Below are 16,927 nucleotides of genomic sequence, written 5' to 3'. Positions count from 1 at the left end.
TAGGTGTATTTAGTCGGCCAGGGGTTAATGAAGTCCCGCATTGCGGAACAAACGCTGACAGGTCTATCGGCTAATAAACTCCTTGGGTTGTTTGAACCATTCTTCCGGCTTCAGGGATTTGAAATACTCATAAGTGATCTTCAAACCTTCTTTACGGCCCACTTTAGGTTCCCAGCCCAGTACCTCTTTAGCACGGGTAATGTCCGGTTTACGTTGTTTGGGATCGTCTACAGGCAGGGGCTTATATACGATTTCCTGTTTGGTACCGGTCAGGGCGATGATCTCTTCCGCAAAGTCTTTGAGGGAGATCTCATCGGGGTTACCAATATTTACCGGCTGGCGGTAATCACTCAGAAGCAGGCGGTAAATACCTTCTACCAGGTCATCCACATAGCAGAAGCTTCTTGTTTGTGAACCATCGCCAAATACCGTGAGATCCTCACCACGCAAAGCCTGGCCAATGAAGGCAGGTAATGCACGGCCGTCATTGAGACGCATACGCGGACCGTAAGTATTGAAGATGCGGATGATGCGTGTTTCCAGTCCATGGAAAGTATGGTAAGCCATGGTCATGGCTTCCTGGAAACGCTTGGCCTCATCATATACACCACGCGGACCTACCGGGTTTACATTACCCCAGTATTCCTCGTTTTGCGGGTGCACCATCGGGTCGCCATAGATCTCCGAAGTAGAAGCTACCAGGATCCTGGCGCCTTTGGCCCTTGCCAAACCAAGACAGTTATGTGTACCCAATGAACCTACCTTCAGTGTCTGGATAGGGATCTTCAGGTAATCTATCGGGCTGGCCGGTGAGGCAAAGTGCAGGATATAATCCAGGTTGCCCGGCACGTGGATGAAAGTAGAAACGTCGTGGTTATAGAACTCAAACTGTTCCAGTTTGAACAAATGCTCAATATTCTTCAGGTCGCCGGTAATCAGGTTGTCCATGCCAATAACATGAAAACCTTCTTTGATAAAGCGGTCGCTCAGATGCGAACCCAGGAATCCGGCAGCTCCGGTGATAAGTACTCTTTTTCTTGCCATGTTGTGTTGTTTGTGATGGGAGTGGTTGCAGGGAATTATACTGGTGATGGTTATTTGCCGGGAGCGGCTACGGCCCTTCCCACGCTTTCATAATAGAATCCCAGTTCTTTCACTGCATTGCCTTCAAACAGGTTGCGGCCATCAAAGATGACTTTATTCTTCAGCGCCGTTACCATTTTCAGGAAGTTGGGCGTGCGGAATTCATTCCATTCAGTGGCAATGATCAGGGCGTCGGCGCCTTCCAGGCAATCATACTGGTTCTCAGCATACTCTACCTTGCCGCCAATAACACCTTTTACATTGGTCATTGCTTCGGGGTCAAACACACTGAGGGTAGCGCCTGCTGCCGTCAGCTCATCAATCATATATAAAGCCGGAGCCTCGCGTATATCGTCTGTATTGGGCTTAAAGGCCAGGCCCCACATCGCAAACTTTTTACCTTTCAGATCATTGTTGAAGAACTTCTTGATCTTAGGCATGAGGTGCAGTTTCTGCTTCTCGTTCACATCCATTACTGCATTCAGGATCTGGAAGTCATAGCTCACTTCTTTGGATGATTTTACCAGCGCCTGTACGTCTTTGGGGAAGCAGCTTCCGCCATAACCGATACCGGGGAACAGGAAGCGTTTGCCGATACGTTCATCACTACCCACGCCACGGCGCACCATGTCTACATCAGCACCCAGGCGCTCGCACAACTGGGCAATCTCATTCATGAAAGAGATCTTCGTAGCGAGGAATGAATTGGCGGCATATTTGGTCAGCTCGGCTGAACGGAGGTCCATGTTGATAACAGGGTTGCCGGAGCGAACGAATGGCGCATAGAGATCGCTCATTACTTTCTTAGCTCTTTCAGAAGAAGCGCCGATCACTACACGGTCGGGCTTCATGAAATCGTCTACAGCCACCCCTTCCCTTAAAAACTCGGGATTGGATACTACATCAAATTCACCTTTATAATTCTTAGCGATCGCAGTATGTACTTTCTCGGCAGTGCCTACCGGTACGGTACTTTTATCTACGATCACTTTATAATCTTTCAGGATCTTACCCAGGTGATCAGCAACGCCCAATATGTATTTCAGGTCGGCGGAACCATCTTCGCCCGGAGGCGTAGGCAGGGCCAGGAAAATGATGGCGGCATCTTTGATCCCGTCTTCCAGGCTGGTGGTGAAACGCAGGCGCTCTTCCTTCAGGTTACGAAGAAACAATTTCTCAAGACCTGGTTCGTAAATGGTGATCTGACCATTACAAAGCTTCTCCACTTTCGATTTATCGATGTCCACGCAGGTAACATCATTTCCTGTCTCAGCGAAACAGGTCCCGGTCACCAATCCAACGTAACCGGTTCCAACAACAGCAATTTTCATATTGAAACGTTTTTGTTAGGGTTCTTACTAAGCCTTCTGGCGGCTAAGGTTTATGAATGTTTATTAATAAACTCCAACACATGGCTGGTGATGAACACGAGCTGTTCTTCATCCAGTTCCGTATGCATTGGTAGCGAAATCACTCTCTCCGTCAACCAATCGGTAGTTTCGAGGATATAGGATGAGCCGCCGAATGCTTCAAACATTTGTTGCCGGTGGGCGGGTACAGGATAATAGATCATAGAAGGAATACCCTTATCAGCGAGATACTGATTCAATCCATCACGGTCAACACCTTCAAGCAGGAGGGTATATTGATGAAACACATGGTCACTATAGGATGCCCTGGCCGGTGTAGTGATCTTTGGATGATTGGCAAAAGCCTTATCATAAAAATCAGCGGCCTGCTGGCGGGCAGCAATATAACTATCCAGGTGTGGCAATTTTGCATTCAGTACAGCAGCCTGGATAGAATCGAGGCGGCTGTTACAACCAACCACGTCATGGTAGTATCGTTTACTCTGACCATGATTGGCAATTTTTTTCATCTGGCTGGCTAACGCGTCATCGTTGGTGAATATTGCACCGCCATCTCCATAACATCCAAGGTTTTTGGAGGGGAAGAAGGAAGTAGCGCCGATGGTGCCAATGGTACCACCTTTCTTTACCGTGCCATCTTTGAAAGTAACCGAGCAACCAATAGCCTGTGCGGTATCTTCAATGACATACAGCCCGCGACGGTTAGCTATTTCCATGATCGCTTCCATATCGGCTGCCTGTCCGTACAGGTGCACCGGCACAATCGCTTTGGTTTTTGATGTAATGGCTTTCTCTATAGCAGCAGGATCAATACAAAAAGTTTTGGGATCAACCTCCACAAAAACCGGTTTCAATTGCAGGAGGGCTACTACCTCCACGGTGGCGATGTAGGTGAAGGAAGGTGTGATCACCTCGTCGCCAGGTTGCAAATTAAGTGCCATCATGGCTATCTGCAGGGCATCCGTACCATTGGCACAGGGAATTACGTGTTTTGCCCCTAAGTACTTCGTTAAGCCGGTCGTAAAATCCGTAACTGCTTTACCATTTATAAAAGCAGCAGCATCTATTACTTCCTGAATACCTTTGTCCACTTCTGTCTTGATCTTCGCGTACTGCTGTTTTAAATCCACCATTTGTATCGGCCGCATACTCAACGTTTTCTTTTTGAAACGGGCACAAACCTACCACAAAAAACTGGTTTATGCAATGGGGGGATCGTAAGTAACGCAATCAAATCAGGAGAAATCCGATTAAAAAGCGTATCCTTACGGATATTAAGCCCTAAAATCCTGCGTATTTTACCCATTCCCCACCTGTTTGCATCATAACTTTTTCTACCTGCTACTCATCGCCCTGCAACGCTTATATGTTAATTTATTAAAATACAATCTGCTTCACTGTTATGATACTTGCACTGGGGTGTGAGCGACAATATAATCAGTATGCATATAACCTACTGATAATAGGCGCATTTCCTTACTTCCTATGGCATTCGTAAATAGTGGTAATTGCACTGGGACTACTATTCCAGTGCAAGTCGGAGAGCATTCCAGTGCAAGTAGGGAGGCCTTTCTAAGCAGCCTCACACGCATTCCGGCACAATAACAGTAAGACATCCAATAAGTTCTTGCAGTTTTTCCGACTTTTGTACCTAATCTATTAACCCGTGCACCTGTTTTTCTATACTATTTTTTGCCGTTTTTACCTGCTGGGCGTACGCCTGGCGGCGCTCTGGAACCCGAAAGCCAGGCTGTGGCTGGAGGGAAGGAAGGGATTGTTGGAGAGAATACAGTCGGCAATCGGCAGTAATGAGTCGGGAGAAAAGAGTCGGGAGCCGGGAGTAGAGAGTTGGGAGTCGGGAGTAAAGAGTCCAGACTCTGAACTCAAGACTCCAGACTCCAGACTCATCTGGATGCATTGTGCTTCCCTGGGGGAGTTTGAGCAGGGAAGGCCGGTGCTGGAGGCGTTGCGGAGCCGGTATCCGGGTATTAAAATATTATTAACCTTCTTCTCGCCTTCCGGCTATGAGGTGCGGAAAAACTATGAAGGAGCCGATTATGTGTTTTACCTGCCCATGGACTCCCGGGCCAATGCCCGCCGTTTCCTGGATATGGTACAGCCCAGCCTGGTGATCTGGATTAAGTATGAATACTGGTACCATTACCTTACCGCCCTGAAAAAACGGAAGATACCTACCCTGCTGGTATCGGGCATCTTCCGGCCCGACCAACCCTTCTTTAAGTGGTACGGCCGCCTGCACCGGTACATCCTGGAAAGCTTTACCCACCTGTTTGTACAAACCCCCGATTCCCGCGACCTGCTGACCGGTATTGGCTTTACCGCCAACGTAACCATAAATGGTGATACCCGCTTTGACCGCGTGACGCAGATCGCTCAGCAATTTGCGCCCATACCGGCTGTGGAAGCCTTCTGCGACAATCACTCTACAGTTGTTGCCGGCAGCACCTGGTCGGAAGATGAAGAGGAGCTGGACCATTATGCCAATACCCATCCGGAGATGCGTTTTATCATAGCGCCGCATGAGGTGAATGAGGCCCACCTGGTGGAGATCGAAAAATTATTCAAGCATACGGTCCGCTATTCTGTATTGCAAAAGCGTGTTCCGGGAACGGTGAGCCGTGATCAGCAGGTGACCAATACCCTGATCATTGATAATATCGGCATGCTGTCCAGGCTGTACAAATATGCTACCATCACGTATGTAGGCGGCGGCTTCGGCAGCGACGGCGTACACAATGTGCTGGAGGCGGCTGTGTACAGCAAGCCGGTAGTGCATGGGCCTGTCTATGAGAAGTATGTTGAAGCGACAGAGCTGGTGGAGCAGGGCGGCGCATTTCCCATTGAAACAGCGCTGGAGCTGGAAAAGGTGCTGAACAATTTACTGGCTGATACAGCCGCCTATAATAAAGCCTGCCGGCAGGCAGGCGATTATGTACATGCTAAAGCAGGCGCTACAGATGCCGTGCTTCAATTCATTCAGGAAAAGCGTCTTTTAACCAATTGATAGAAGTGGCGGGTGATTTCCTTGGAATCGTCCCAGGCCAGTTTTATTTTCAATTCCCTTTCTATCCAATATTGCGCTTCGGGATAGATGCGGAAGTTGTTGATGGTTTTAATGCTGCGCTCATACATCACTTCATCACCCCGGAACAGCTCATTAATAAAAACGAAGCGGTCGTTAATACCGATGGCTTTTTTCAGGTCGCGCACAGGTGAATCGGTGAGGCGGTGCGCCACTTCCACCCTTTCTTCTTTTAACTTATCATTAAGAGATGACTGGGCCGTAGCCATCATTTCATTGAGCTCTTTGGCCGATGACTGGTGCGCCAGCGTAGGTATTTCGGTAAGCGGGTTGAATTGTAGACCTGTTTGCACAGCCGCCGCAGGCGCATGTACGCCATTGCCATTCTTGGCGGGCTTTTCTTCCTGTTTTTCAACAGGTAATGCTATTTCTTCTGGTGATTTTTCGGCTAATACGGGAGTTTCCACTGCTACCGTATTGTATACTGTACGCGCAGCCGGCATTACCACCGCTACTTTGGAGGTGCCCTGTGCCACACGGGTAGCAGCGGACAACCGCATTAGTTCCGCCTCAATGAGTTGAGTGGTCACTAATAGTTGTTTATTATCGGCATTTTGTTCGAATTGTTCGTTTAATTTGCCGATTAATTGTTTTAAACGCTCCATAATAGATTGAGTGGGTACTTTATGGGTTAGTATATTGACTATAAAGTTAACAATTATTATACCTATTTCCGTTAACATGTTCATAGAACCAAATATATCAGGCGAACGGCGCGGCTTTATTGAAGTGATCTGCGGCTCTATGTTTTCCGGCAAAACAGAAGAATTGATACGCCGGTTAAAGCGTGCACGCATTGCCAACCTGCGGGTAGAGATCTTTAAGCCCCGGATAGATGTACGCTATCATGAAATGGATATTGTATCGCACGATGAACGGGCCATCCAATCCACCCCCATCGATAATTCACAAACCATTCTATTGCTGGCGGGCGAAGTAGATGTGATAGGTATTGATGAAGCCCAGTTCTTTGACGATCAGTTGCCCGATGTATGTGACCAGCTTGCCCTGAAAGGCATCCGTGTGATCATTGCCGGCCTGGATATGGATTATACAGGCAAGCCTTTCGGACAAATGCCCTTCCTGCTGGCAAAAGCCGACTTTATTACCAAGCTGCATGCTATTTGTGTACGCTGCGGCAATATTGCCAATTACTCCTACCGCAAATCGCCCGAGGCTGCACAGGTAGTACTGGGTGAGAAAGATCTTTATGAACCACGCTGCAGGAAGTGTTATTACGAACAATGAGTAAACAGCTAAAACATATACGCGCACTGATCAAAAAGGATTTCCTGCTGGAGATCAGGCAGCAATATACCTTTTACGGGATACTGCTCTACGTAGCCTCTACCATTTTTGTGCTGTATATGGCCATGGGTGAAGGGCCGGAAGAGAAGGTATGGAATGGCCTGTTCTGGATGATACAGCTCTTTGTATGCATCAATGCAGTAGCCAAGAGTTTCCTGGCGGAAAGCCGCGGACGCATGCTGTACTTTTATACCATTGCCGGCGCCCGTGATTTTGTACTCTCCAAACTGCTCTTCAATATTGTGCTCATGATGCTGATGAGCCTCGTAAGCCTGCTGCTGTTCCAGTTGCTGCTGGGCAATCCCGTACACCACCCGCTGAAGTTTATAGGTATTGTTTGCCTCGGCGGATGCAGCCTGAGCCTGGTATTTACCTTCCTGGCAGCCATTGCGGCCAGGGCCCAGCAAAATGCAGCCCTGATGGCCATTATGGGCTTTCCGCTCATTATTCCCCAGGTAATGCTGCTGATGCGTATTTCCAATACCGCTTTTTCCGATGTGATCCAGGCAGGACTGGCCAGCCTCGTACTGACCCTTATAGCACTGGATATTATGATCATAGCCCTGGCGGTGATCTTATTCCCCTTTCTTTGGAAAGACTAAACCCGTTACGGGTTTCGGGTTTGGTGTTTCGGGTTCTTCAATTACAGTCTTCAGCATTTCAATAAAGGCTTACTGAACTTTTAAAAGCACAGCCTGCCTGTATTTAGTCAGCTATTTCAAAATTCAGAACCCGAAACCTTAAACCCGAAACTCTAAACATATTCGCTCTTTTCCCCTAATTTTGCCCCCTGATTCAGGTAGTTGGCAAGTCTCACCCCGATCCTGCAAACGCCAATATCTATCACAATAGCCCGGAAATATATGCGCCAGTACTGGTGGAAAATACTGTGTATCCTTTTACTGCTCTACACTTTTGTTGCAGGTTTTTTAGTGGATGTACCTCAAATAGGTAATCTTTATCAAACCATCCGTAATCTCTTTTTCCATGTGCCCATGTGGTTTGCCCAGTTGGTATTGATCTCCGTATCGCTGGTATATTCCATTAGGTACCTGCGCGACCCGAAGCCTATTTATGACCTGTATGCCTTTCAATATGCCCAAACAGGTACGGTGCTGGGTTGCCTCGGACTGCTTACCGGTATGATCTGGGCCAACTATACCTGGGGTACGTTCTGGAGCAACGACCCCAAGCAATTGGGCGTTGCCATCGCCATGCTGATCTACCTCGCCTACTTTGTTTTGCGTAATTCTATGACCGATCTTGATAAACGGGGCCGTGTAGCGGCAGTTTATAACATATTTGCTTATTTTATCTATATCCCCATGATCCTGATCCTGCCCCGCCTGGTAGAATCGCTGCACCCCGGCGGTAAAGGCGTGGAAGGTAATCCCGGATTGAACGGACAGGACCTGGACCCTACCATGCGGAAGGTGTTCTGGCCTGCTGTAGTGGCCTGGAGCCTGCTGGGCGTATGGATGACCACCCTGTACCTGCGGTGGAAAATACTGGAAGAGAAAAAACATTCCCTTTAATAATGCGCATTAAGAAACTACTCATAACCCTCTTTATCCTGCTGCCGGCATGGTGGGCAGGCGCACAGGATAATGGCATAGCAAACCCCGAACAGGCTACCGGTTTAAGAGCAGGTGGTAAGATATATGTAGTGCTGGCTGTAGCGATTACCATACTGCTGGGACTGATCATTTATATGATACGCCTCGACCGGAAGCTCACCAAATTGGAAAAAGGTCAATAGTGAGTGATGAATAGTGAATATTAGTTCTTGCTTATGCTTTACCCCGGATATTTCGGGGTTACTTTTTTGGTAACGAACATCGCAATAAAATTTTTGTTAGGTAATGGCAAATAATAAGCATACCTGATCGTTCAGCATTGACCATCACAATTCACCATTCACAGATTTAACGATTCACCATAAAAATTGCTTAATCATGTCAGAGTACAGTTTTTTTGGCGCGGTGGAAAAGAGTTTTGATAAAGCCGCGCAGTTTACCAAATGGGACCCCGGCGTCCTGGAACAGATCAAACAATGTAATGCCGTATACCGGATGCACTTTCCGGTGAAGATCGGCGAGAAGATCGAAGTGATCAAGGCATACCGGGTACAGCACTCCCATCACAAATTGCCCTGTAAAGGAGGTATCCGCTTTGCGATGAGTGTGAACCTCGACGAAGTAATGGCCCTGGCCGCCCTGATGACCTACAAATGCGCTATTGTAAACGTTCCTTTTGCAGGCGCCAAAGGTGGTATCACCATCGACCCCAGGAAATACACACCGTATGAGCTGGAGAAGATAACCCGCCGTTATACTTCTGAGCTTATTAAGAAGAATTTTATCGGCCCCGGCATTGATGTTCCCGCACCCGATTACGGTACCGGTGAGCGTGAGATGGCCTGGATCGTAGATACCTATGCCAGCATGCGCCCCGGCGAAATAGATGCCATGGGTTGCGTTACCGGCAAGCCCGTTACACAAGGTGGTGTGCGCGGACGCCGCGAAGCTACCGGCCTCGGTGTATTCTATGGCCTGCGCGAAGTACTGCACATGAAAGACCAGATGGAGAAGCTGGGTATGACGGTAGGTGTGGAAGGCAAGCGTATCGTAGTGCAGGGCCTGGGTAATGTGGGTTACCATAGTGCGAAGTTCTTCCAGGAAGCCGGCGCCAGGATCGTTGGCCTGGCAGAATTTGAAGGTTCTATCTGGAGCAATGATGGCCTGGATGTAGACGCCGTATTTGAACACCGTAAGAAAACAGGTTCTATCCTCAACTTCCCCGGCGCTAATAACTTTGCCAAGAATACCGATGCACTGGAAATGGAATGTGATGTACTGATCCCTGCCGCCCTGGAGAATGTGATCAATGGTAAGAATGCGCCCAATGTAAAGGCGAAGATCATCGGAGAGGCAGCCAATGGTCCTTTAACGCCGGAAGCAGATGACATATTCGTCAAACGCGGTATACTCGTAGTGCCCGATATGTATCTGAATGCAGGCGGCGTTACCGTATCTTATTTTGAGTGGCTGAAAAACCTTAGCCACGTACGTTATGGCCGCATGGAAAAACGCTTTACCGAAAACCTCAATACCCATATCCTGGGACAAATTGAAGGACTTACCGGCAAGCAGGTGAATAACAAAGAGCGTGAGTTTATCATGCATGGACCTGATGAGGTAGACCTGGTGCGCAGTGGCCTGGAAGAAACCATGATCACCGCTACCCGCGAGATCATGGATGCCTGGAAAGCCAATCCCCAGATACCCGATATGCGTACAGCCGCTTACTTAGTAGCTATTAACAAAGTAGCTACCAGCTATGCGGAGCTGGGTATTTTCCCGTAAAACATATATCCCTTGACGATATTAAGTCCCATTCGCCTTGCGGATGGGATTTTTTATTTAGCTAAACCTGACCCGATTCGGGTATAAATTACATTGAAAACCATCTACTTAATTAAAGAGGGTTTTATTCATTAAAATAATTAATAAATTAAATCTTTTTATATTATCATTGCGTAAGTAAGGGCATGGAAAAGAAAATAACCATAGCAACGAATGCAGAGCAACAACTTGGAGAGTTGAAAGGCATTCTCTACCTCTTACAAAGTAAACTGGAAGAGTTCAAAGAGGAAGTGGACCGTAGCTATGAACTCCTGCAAATCGGCGAGCTCACCGACCTGAGCAAAAAGATAGAGACTACACTATCCAATCCCGTTGACAGTGTATTCCATGTTTCGAATAATATTGACGCCCAGGTAAAACACATCATTGATAAATTTGTCAATTCATTCCTGCGTATCAAACGCCCCGTTATTACCGCCGCCTACAGAAGCAAAACCTCTTTGAATGATCTGCACTATTCTATTGTACTTAAAGAGGACAATATAGATAATCGTAATACTGTTTTTGACTTCTTTGATAAATACGACCTCCTTGATATTGCCAGCAAATACCCTGTTTATTTTCAGTTTGTCCCTATTGAACTGGTAGAAAAAATAAACTACTCCGAAGAACTAAAACTCGATTAGATTCATGCAGCAGCACTTAGAGCAGGCCACGCATAATCAGAACTTCCACGATTGCATAGAAACCCAGTTTAACGGCCATTTTTACGATTGGAAGATTACCGTGCTATTTTATGTAGCCATCCATTATCTCAAGGCATTAGCCTCCAAAAGAGGTATTGATATCGGACAAACTCATTTCGACATAGAACGAAATGTAAATCCCGACAGGCACAATGCACGCATGCGCATTGCAAAAGGGGCATGGCGTGAATACAAAAATCTGTTTACTTATTCCTGTACCGCCCGATATGAAGGCATTACCGATATAACCACTTTTGAACAGCTCAAACAAATTGACCATTCCTATTGTCTGACGCACCTGAAAAACTTCAGAAAGTACCTGCAAAGCCAGGGAATAACTAATTGATCATTACTTTCCACCCAACAAATTGACAGCTAATATCCTGATCCCATTCGCTTTATGGCGGGTGGGATTTTTAATTGTCAAAGTGGGAAAATACATATAGATTTAGTAAACCTTAAAAACTGCTTTCCATATGGAGAAATCAAAACTTTACCCACAAGCTTATTTTCCTGCCGAAAAGATCGAACACATCCTGAACAAGGTGATCCCTGCACAAAAGAACAATGAGCCCCTCAGCTTCTATTATCTTACCCGGGGCGATGAATCATGGCGGTTCAATAATGAGCAGGAGTATTTTGCAGAATACAGAAAAGACCACGACAATTCATTCCTGAAAAGGTCCTACGACCGGCTGACCTTTAAGATCAGGTATGCGAAAAACAACTATACTGATATTTCAGTAGAGGCCGACAGCAGCAAAGACATAGACCGCATTTTTGAAGTATTTGAAAAGTTGTATCCCGCTTCCAAACAACTACCCACCCCCGCCATGCCTCCGGTGTTCACCAACCATGAACCCCAAAAGACCACCCTGCCCTAAGCAGTCTATCAACAACAGCTACGCAGGTAACCTGTAGGGTGCCTGGTGTAATTTTATGCCCCCTGATGATCGGGAAAAGCGAAAAAAGAAATAAAATAGTAGCTTGTACCCGATTATGAAACCCTACTTCTTGCTGTTAGTATCCTTTTGTAGCCTGCAGGCCCTTGGACAAAGAAAATCCGTTGCTGATTACGGCTTTACTCATTTGCAAACGGTGTACAAAGGCGACACGGTGCACCTGCTGATAAAATCCAAAAAAGGAGAAGAACAAAAGCCCAAGCCCTTGTTCTTTTTTTGCCAGGGCAGCCTTCCCGTTCCACTGATCATTGACAGCAAGGAAGGGGTATACAGTACTTTTCCGTTTAAGCCCGACAGCCTCGCCGTGTATTATCACCTGGCCATTGTCAGTAAACCCTATATTCCGCTCATTCTCGATGTAAGCGTACTGGGGCCTGATTTTGCATTCAATGACAGTACCGGTAATTTTCCCCAAGCATACAGTATATGATGCAACGCAATTACGAATGCGCCGGCGTATATGACCAGGACAAACTGATTGGCATTTGCGGTTTATGGATCCTCAACAAGTATTACGTAGGTAAGCATATTGAACCCGACAATGTGATGATCCTGCCCGAATACCGCAATAAAGGCGTGGGCGAACAGATGATGGCCTGGGTATATGAATATGGCCGCTCACAAGGCTGTATTGCTTCCGAACTCAACTGCTATGTAGTAAACGATAAAGGTATCCGGTTCTGGCTCAACCAGGGCTATAAGATCATTGGCTTTCACTGTCAAAAGAAATTACAATGAACATTGACTCTTCCCGTATCGTATTACAACCTGTACAGGTTACTTTCCTGGAAATGCATGAACGGCCGGTAAACACCACCCCCGCAGCTTTTAACATGCACTTCGAACTATTGCCCAAACCGGTGGAAGTAAGTGAATACCGCAGTTATTATTATGGCGTAGGCAAACAATGGTATTGGCTGGACAGGATGGTGATGGATGACGCCCTGCTCTATGCAAAGATCAATGCACCCAATGTAGATATTTTTGTTTTGTATATAGAAGACCAGACAGCCGGCTTTGCAGAGTTTGTACGGGAAAAGGAGTATGTAGAGATATTATACTTCGGTCTGCTGCCCGGTTTTATCGGTAAAGGATATGGCAATTACTTCCTGCAAACAGTGATCCAGCAGGCCTGGGATTATGCGCCACAGCATATTCAGCTCAATACCTGCACGCTGGACCACCCCAATGCGCTGAGCATATATAAAAAAGCCGGCTTCCAACAGGTGCGCACGTCTACTGAAGAACGCCGCATATTGAAATAAAACTACGAACCTACTTCCGCTTTATCATCTCCAAATAGTACCTCCTTGTACTTGTTGTACAGAAAGGATACCAGCAATAGTATGATGCCCAGGGAAATGAAGGAAATGGTTTTAGTAAGGGTGCCTGCTCCCGCCAGGTCGTATATGAATAATTTTAAGATGGTGATGACAAACAATACAATGGCAGCCAGCCGCACATATTTCTGTTTTTTGCGTATGCCATAGCTCACCAGCCCCAGTGCAAACAGGCCCCAGATGATGCTAAGCCCTATTTCATATTGATCCTCACCCACTGCCACCGAAACCCAGTTAATGTATTCATAACTTACCACGCCCAGCACAATAGTATATACCATTAACCACCAGGCCTGTTGCAGGATGGATTCTGAGACATACTGTTTCATAATGCGCGTTCCCATGGTCAATAGCAAGGCCACCAGGGCTATTGCCAGGTAACGTATCACCAAATGCCAACCGCCAAAATAAGAGCCTGTGCTGCCATACTCAAAATACCCGGTGGTCAACCTATTTAACGCTGGCATGGCATACATCAACAAAAGAAAGCCCACAACAGCCACACCACCGGGAGAAACAGTTGCCAGCCACCGGTTCCTGACAAACCGTTGGTTGATGTAAATGAACAAAATACCATAAACGGTCATATACAGGAACAGTATGGCAGTAGTGAATAAGCCAAATTCATTGCCACTCAATACCAGCTTCTTATTTGTCTCCACACTATTCTCCAATAGCCATAGTTCATCCCTGAGCTCGAGGTAAAAAACACTATAGCTGGTGATCAGCAAAAGCGCGGGCACTATATAATCGAAGAAAGCATGGAATTGTGTTCTTTCTGCAGCAGCTATCTGCCATTTCTTATTATAGTTTACCCAGGTAATAATGCCCAGCACCAGCACCTCCAATACACCTGTGTAAAAAGTAATATTCCGGAATGGATAACCGTCTTCTGATGGTTGAAAAATATTTGCCCGGTCCTGTATCAGGCTCACAAACGACAGCAATACCAGCCCTGCAGCCAGTTTCTCATAGATGGGTGCATGGCGTGTGCGGCCAATTACAAACAACAGCACTGCTTCCGCCGTCCACAGCAGGGTAACCCAGTTGCCATCCAACTGCACAGGTATGGCAATGGTAAGGAAAACCACCACCAGGCCAAATATCATATAATACAGTGGCTTATCGGCCTGTTGCATCCGTCGTTTGATAACCAGGCTCACCCCTAAGTGAATAAGGGCATTGATAACCGTGAACAGACCTGCCCAATATTGCATAGTAGCATAGTTACTCAGCAGGTCGTAACCAAGCCCGTAAAAGAGGAAGGCATTGGAGAGCAACAGGAATACGTCACCGATATTGTATTGCTCTTTCCGGATAAGCTTATAGGCCAGGAAAGTAGCATAGAACAGGATAAAGAAAGCACTTAAGAAGCCAAAGGCCCCTGAAAAATGCTGCTGTTCATTGTATTCAAACAGGTACCAAGCGCAGTAAATAAGCCAGGTAGCCACATAGGCTACATGGAATAATGATTTCCAGTATTTGTAAAACGACAAGACCAGTATCCCTACATTGATGATGGTGATGTAGGAGAACAATATTTCATAACGGCCCGAATTATTACTTAGTAAAAAGGGAATGGCATAAGCACCCACCTGGCCCAGGTGGGCAATGATCACTTTATCATACAGTACCGCCGCATATACAATGGCAGCCGTAAACAATAGCATGAGGCCAAAGGCCGCCACCTGCGGCAGCATGGTATAAAAGCTCCAGGCTATATAGGTGATAAAATACAACACCGATAAGCCTCCTCCCATCAATACAGCACTGTAGGTTTCATATTTCTTCTTCAGCCGCAGGGCAATGCCCACCAATACCAGGCCACTTGCATAACCGCAAAGGATACGCACTACCGGACTTACCAGGTCGTGTTCAATGGCATACCGGGCGCCGATGAAGATGCCTATAATGGTAACCAGTATGCCTACCTTACTGGCCAGGTTCTTACCAATAAACTCTTCAAAGGAAGTCTTGCTTTTACTATTACTATTCCAGGAAGAGGGGCGTACCGATTCTTTCTTTGGCATTGTGGTCCCCGCCTGGACGGGACGTTGGGAAGGAGCAATGATGGGCTCCGTATATTCAATTACTTTTTCCGGAACAGGTTCTTTGGTGGCAGTGATCCCTGCAGCAGCGGCCTGCTTTTTCAGTGCGTCCAGCTCATTCATCAAAGCCAGCAACTGTTTGCCAAAATGCGTTTGCTGTGCCGCCAATACGCTTACCTGGCGGGTTAGCTCGTCAATTTTTTCTTGCAGTGTAGCCATAACGGCATGGGGTTGGTTACATTAAAGAAAGTACAAAAAGCGTTAAGAGAAATCTAATTTACAAATACAGGCAGTGTATCAATGAGTTGTAATTGTTGTTCCCGCTTTTCAAATCCCGCACAATAGTGCCCGTTGGTAATCACCAGGAAAGGGACCGGCACCGCTATATTATACCGCAATACCTGTTGCAATACCGTTTCATCGAGGTTCACCTCCATGGCCTTGCATTCCACCATCATCCAGGGCTGGTGCTGCCGGTTATACACGAGCACATCAAACCGCTTTTTGAGCTCCCCCAGTTTCAATTCCCTTTCCACAGCGATCAGGGATGCAGGATAACGCATTACCTGCACCAGGTATTGCAGGAAGTTCTGCCGCACCCATTCTTCCGGGGTGAGGCGTATCCATACCTTGCGCAGTTCATCAAAGATGAACTCCCGGCCTTCTTCTTCCCGGATGCGGAATGGAAATGATGGATACTCTATGCGGATCATGCGCCAAAACTACGGTTTACGATGATATATTCATATGTATAATGTTACCTCTCTTCACATTAACAAAAAGCTCCTTATTTGGTGAAAATGCCCGAAATTTAACCCTTAATATGAAGACAAAAGAAGATATCGTTCACAACTGGCTCCCCCGCTATACCGGAGAGACTTTGGCCAACTTTGGCAAGTACATCCTGCTCACCAACTTCAGCAATTATGTGCGGATGTTTGCCGAATGGAACAATGTACCGGTCATCGGACTCGACCGCCCCATGCAATGCGCTACCGCAGAAAATATTACTATCATCAACTTCGGGATGGGCAGTCCTACTGCCGCTACGGTGATGGACCTCCTTACGGCCATCGAACCACAGGCTGTATTATTCCTGGGTAAGTGCGGCGGATTGAAGAAACGCAATAATATCGGCGACCTGATCCTGCCCATTGCCGCCATCCGGGGCGAGGGTACCTCCAATGATTATTTCCCCCCCGAAGTACCGGCATTACCGGCCTTCGCCTTACAGAAAGCCGTATCTACCACCATACGTGATTATGGAGTAGACTACTGGACAGGTACGGTATACACTACCAACCGCCGCGTATGGGAACATGATGAGCATTTTAAAGAATACCTGCAACGTATCCGCAGTTATGCTATTGATATGGAAACAGCCACCATTTTCTCTGTAGGGTTTTACAATAAGATCCCCACCGGCGCTTTGCTGCTGGTGAGTGACTCACCCATGATCCCCGAAGGAGTAAAAACAGAGGAAAGCGATAAAGCCGTTACGGCCAACTACGTGGAGCGTCATCTCCGCATTGGTATTGATTCACTGAAGCAACTGATCAATAACGGCCTTACGGTACGACACCTGAAATTCTGATAACGCTA

19 protein-coding genes are annotated in these 16,927 nt (G+C 46.9%); 13 read left to right on the top strand and 6 right to left on the bottom strand.

Annotated elements, in window-relative coordinates; translation table 11 throughout:
• Positions 1 to 63: 63 nt before the first annotated feature.
• Genes HB364_RS20485 through HB364_RS20475 form a run of 3 tightly spaced genes read right to left on the bottom strand, consistent with a single transcriptional unit; the run spans position 64 to position 3,601 of the window.
• The gene (locus HB364_RS20485; protein ID WP_167290190.1) at positions 64 to 1,044 is read right to left on the bottom strand and encodes a UDP-glucuronic acid decarboxylase family protein; all 981 of its coding nucleotides are present in this window, start codon (positions 1,042 to 1,044) and stop codon (positions 64 to 66) included.
• 50 nt (positions 1,045 to 1,094) lie between these two features.
• Positions 1,095 to 2,414, bottom strand: coding sequence for a UDP-glucose dehydrogenase family protein (locus HB364_RS20480; RefSeq protein ID WP_167290189.1), 1,320 nt, complete (start codon positions 2,412 to 2,414; stop codon positions 1,095 to 1,097).
• A 50-nt stretch (positions 2,415 to 2,464) separates the two neighbouring features.
• Positions 2,465 to 3,601, bottom strand: coding sequence for a DegT/DnrJ/EryC1/StrS family aminotransferase (locus HB364_RS20475; RefSeq protein WP_167290188.1), 1,137 nt, complete (start codon positions 3,599 to 3,601; stop codon positions 2,465 to 2,467).
• Positions 3,602 to 4,119: 518 nt separating this feature from the next.
• On the opposite strand from HB364_RS20475, the gene HB364_RS20470 reads away from it, so the two are divergent.
• Positions 4,120 to 5,478, top strand: coding sequence for a 3-deoxy-D-manno-octulosonic acid transferase (locus HB364_RS20470; RefSeq protein WP_167290187.1), 1,359 nt, complete (start codon positions 4,120 to 4,122; stop codon positions 5,476 to 5,478).
• On the opposite strand, the gene HB364_RS20465 is transcribed toward HB364_RS20470, so the two are convergent.
• Positions 5,451 to 6,161 carry a hypothetical protein gene (locus HB364_RS20465; protein WP_167290186.1) on the bottom strand — a complete coding sequence of 237 codons (711 nt, stop codon included), beginning with the start codon at positions 6,159 to 6,161 and terminating at the stop codon, positions 5,451 to 5,453. The genes HB364_RS20470 and HB364_RS20465 overlap by 28 nt on opposite strands.
• Positions 6,162 to 6,237: 76 nt before the next feature.
• Between HB364_RS20465 and HB364_RS20460 the strand changes: the two genes are divergently transcribed.
• The 11 genes from HB364_RS20460 to HB364_RS20410 all read left to right on the top strand — a co-directional run bounded on the left by HB364_RS20460 (position 6,238) and on the right by HB364_RS20410 (position 13,202).
• Positions 6,238 to 6,804, top strand: a complete 567-nt coding sequence (locus tag HB364_RS20460) for a thymidine kinase (protein WP_167290185.1) — start codon at positions 6,238 to 6,240, stop codon at positions 6,802 to 6,804.
• Positions 6,801 to 7,466 (top strand): heme exporter protein CcmB, encoded by a 666-nt coding sequence (locus HB364_RS20455; RefSeq protein ID WP_167290184.1) that lies wholly within the window; start codon positions 6,801 to 6,803, stop codon positions 7,464 to 7,466. Before HB364_RS20460 ends, HB364_RS20455 begins: the two co-directional genes overlap by 4 nt.
• A 261-nt stretch (positions 7,467 to 7,727) precedes the next feature.
• The gene (gene ccsA, locus HB364_RS20450; protein WP_167290183.1) at positions 7,728 to 8,399 is read left to right on the top strand and encodes a cytochrome c biogenesis protein CcsA; all 672 of its coding nucleotides are present in this window, start codon (positions 7,728 to 7,730) and stop codon (positions 8,397 to 8,399) included.
• Positions 8,400 to 8,401: 2 nt separating this feature from the next.
• Positions 8,402 to 8,623 (top strand): CcmD family protein, encoded by a 222-nt coding sequence (locus tag HB364_RS20445; RefSeq protein WP_167290182.1) that lies wholly within the window; start codon positions 8,402 to 8,404, stop codon positions 8,621 to 8,623.
• A gap of 196 nt (positions 8,624 to 8,819) precedes the next feature.
• Positions 8,820 to 10,229 (top strand): Glu/Leu/Phe/Val family dehydrogenase, encoded by a 1,410-nt coding sequence (locus HB364_RS20440; protein ID WP_167290181.1) that lies wholly within the window; start codon positions 8,820 to 8,822, stop codon positions 10,227 to 10,229.
• Positions 10,230 to 10,414: 185 nt separating this feature from the next.
• Complete coding sequence (locus HB364_RS20435; protein WP_167290180.1) at positions 10,415 to 10,915, top strand: hypothetical protein; 501 nt, start codon at positions 10,415 to 10,417, stop codon at positions 10,913 to 10,915.
• Positions 10,916 to 10,919: 4 nt separating this feature from the next.
• On the top strand, positions 10,920 to 11,321 hold the full coding sequence (locus tag HB364_RS20430) for a HEPN domain-containing protein (RefSeq protein ID WP_167290179.1): 402 nt from the start codon (positions 10,920 to 10,922) through the stop codon (positions 11,319 to 11,321).
• Positions 11,322 to 11,451: 130 nt separating this feature from the next.
• Positions 11,452 to 11,859 carry a hypothetical protein gene (locus HB364_RS20425; protein WP_167290178.1) on the top strand — a complete coding sequence of 136 codons (408 nt, stop codon included), beginning with the start codon at positions 11,452 to 11,454 and terminating at the stop codon, positions 11,857 to 11,859.
• 115 nt (positions 11,860 to 11,974) lie between these two features.
• The gene (locus tag HB364_RS20420) at positions 11,975 to 12,367 is read left to right on the top strand and encodes a hypothetical protein (protein WP_167290177.1); all 393 of its coding nucleotides are present in this window, start codon (positions 11,975 to 11,977) and stop codon (positions 12,365 to 12,367) included.
• Positions 12,364 to 12,675: a GNAT family N-acetyltransferase gene (locus tag HB364_RS20415; RefSeq protein WP_167290176.1), complete on the top strand. Its 312-nt coding sequence runs from the start codon at positions 12,364 to 12,366 to the stop codon at positions 12,673 to 12,675. Before HB364_RS20420 ends, HB364_RS20415 begins: the two co-directional genes overlap by 4 nt.
• A complete protein-coding gene (locus tag HB364_RS20410) occupies positions 12,672 to 13,202 on the top strand; it encodes a GNAT family N-acetyltransferase (RefSeq protein WP_167290175.1) in 531 nt (176 codons plus the stop codon). The genes HB364_RS20415 and HB364_RS20410 overlap by 4 nt, the downstream gene beginning before the upstream one ends.
• Before the next feature lie 2 nt (positions 13,203 to 13,204).
• On the opposite strand, the gene HB364_RS20405 is transcribed toward HB364_RS20410, so the two are convergent.
• Both HB364_RS20405 and HB364_RS20400 read right to left on the bottom strand, forming a co-directional pair.
• Positions 13,205 to 15,544: a DUF2339 domain-containing protein gene (locus HB364_RS20405; RefSeq protein ID WP_167290174.1), complete on the bottom strand. Its 2,340-nt coding sequence runs from the start codon at positions 15,542 to 15,544 to the stop codon at positions 13,205 to 13,207.
• 53 nt (positions 15,545 to 15,597) lie between these two features.
• Positions 15,598 to 16,038, bottom strand: a complete 441-nt coding sequence (locus HB364_RS20400) for a type I restriction enzyme HsdR N-terminal domain-containing protein (RefSeq protein WP_167290173.1) — start codon at positions 16,036 to 16,038, stop codon at positions 15,598 to 15,600.
• Between the two features lie 110 nt (positions 16,039 to 16,148).
• Here HB364_RS20400 and HB364_RS20395 point away from each other — a divergent pair, with 110 nt between their 5' ends.
• Positions 16,149 to 16,919, top strand: coding sequence for an AMP nucleosidase (locus HB364_RS20395; RefSeq protein WP_167290172.1), 771 nt, complete (start codon positions 16,149 to 16,151; stop codon positions 16,917 to 16,919).
• The last annotated feature ends 8 nt before the right edge of the window (positions 16,920 to 16,927 follow it).

Origin of the sequence: Paraflavitalea devenefica, from assembly GCF_011759375.1 — a bacterium.
Taxonomy (GTDB): Bacteria; Bacteroidota; Bacteroidia; order Chitinophagales; family Chitinophagaceae; genus Paraflavitalea; species Paraflavitalea devenefica.
This window is presented reverse-complemented; position numbering and strand designations above follow the sequence as displayed.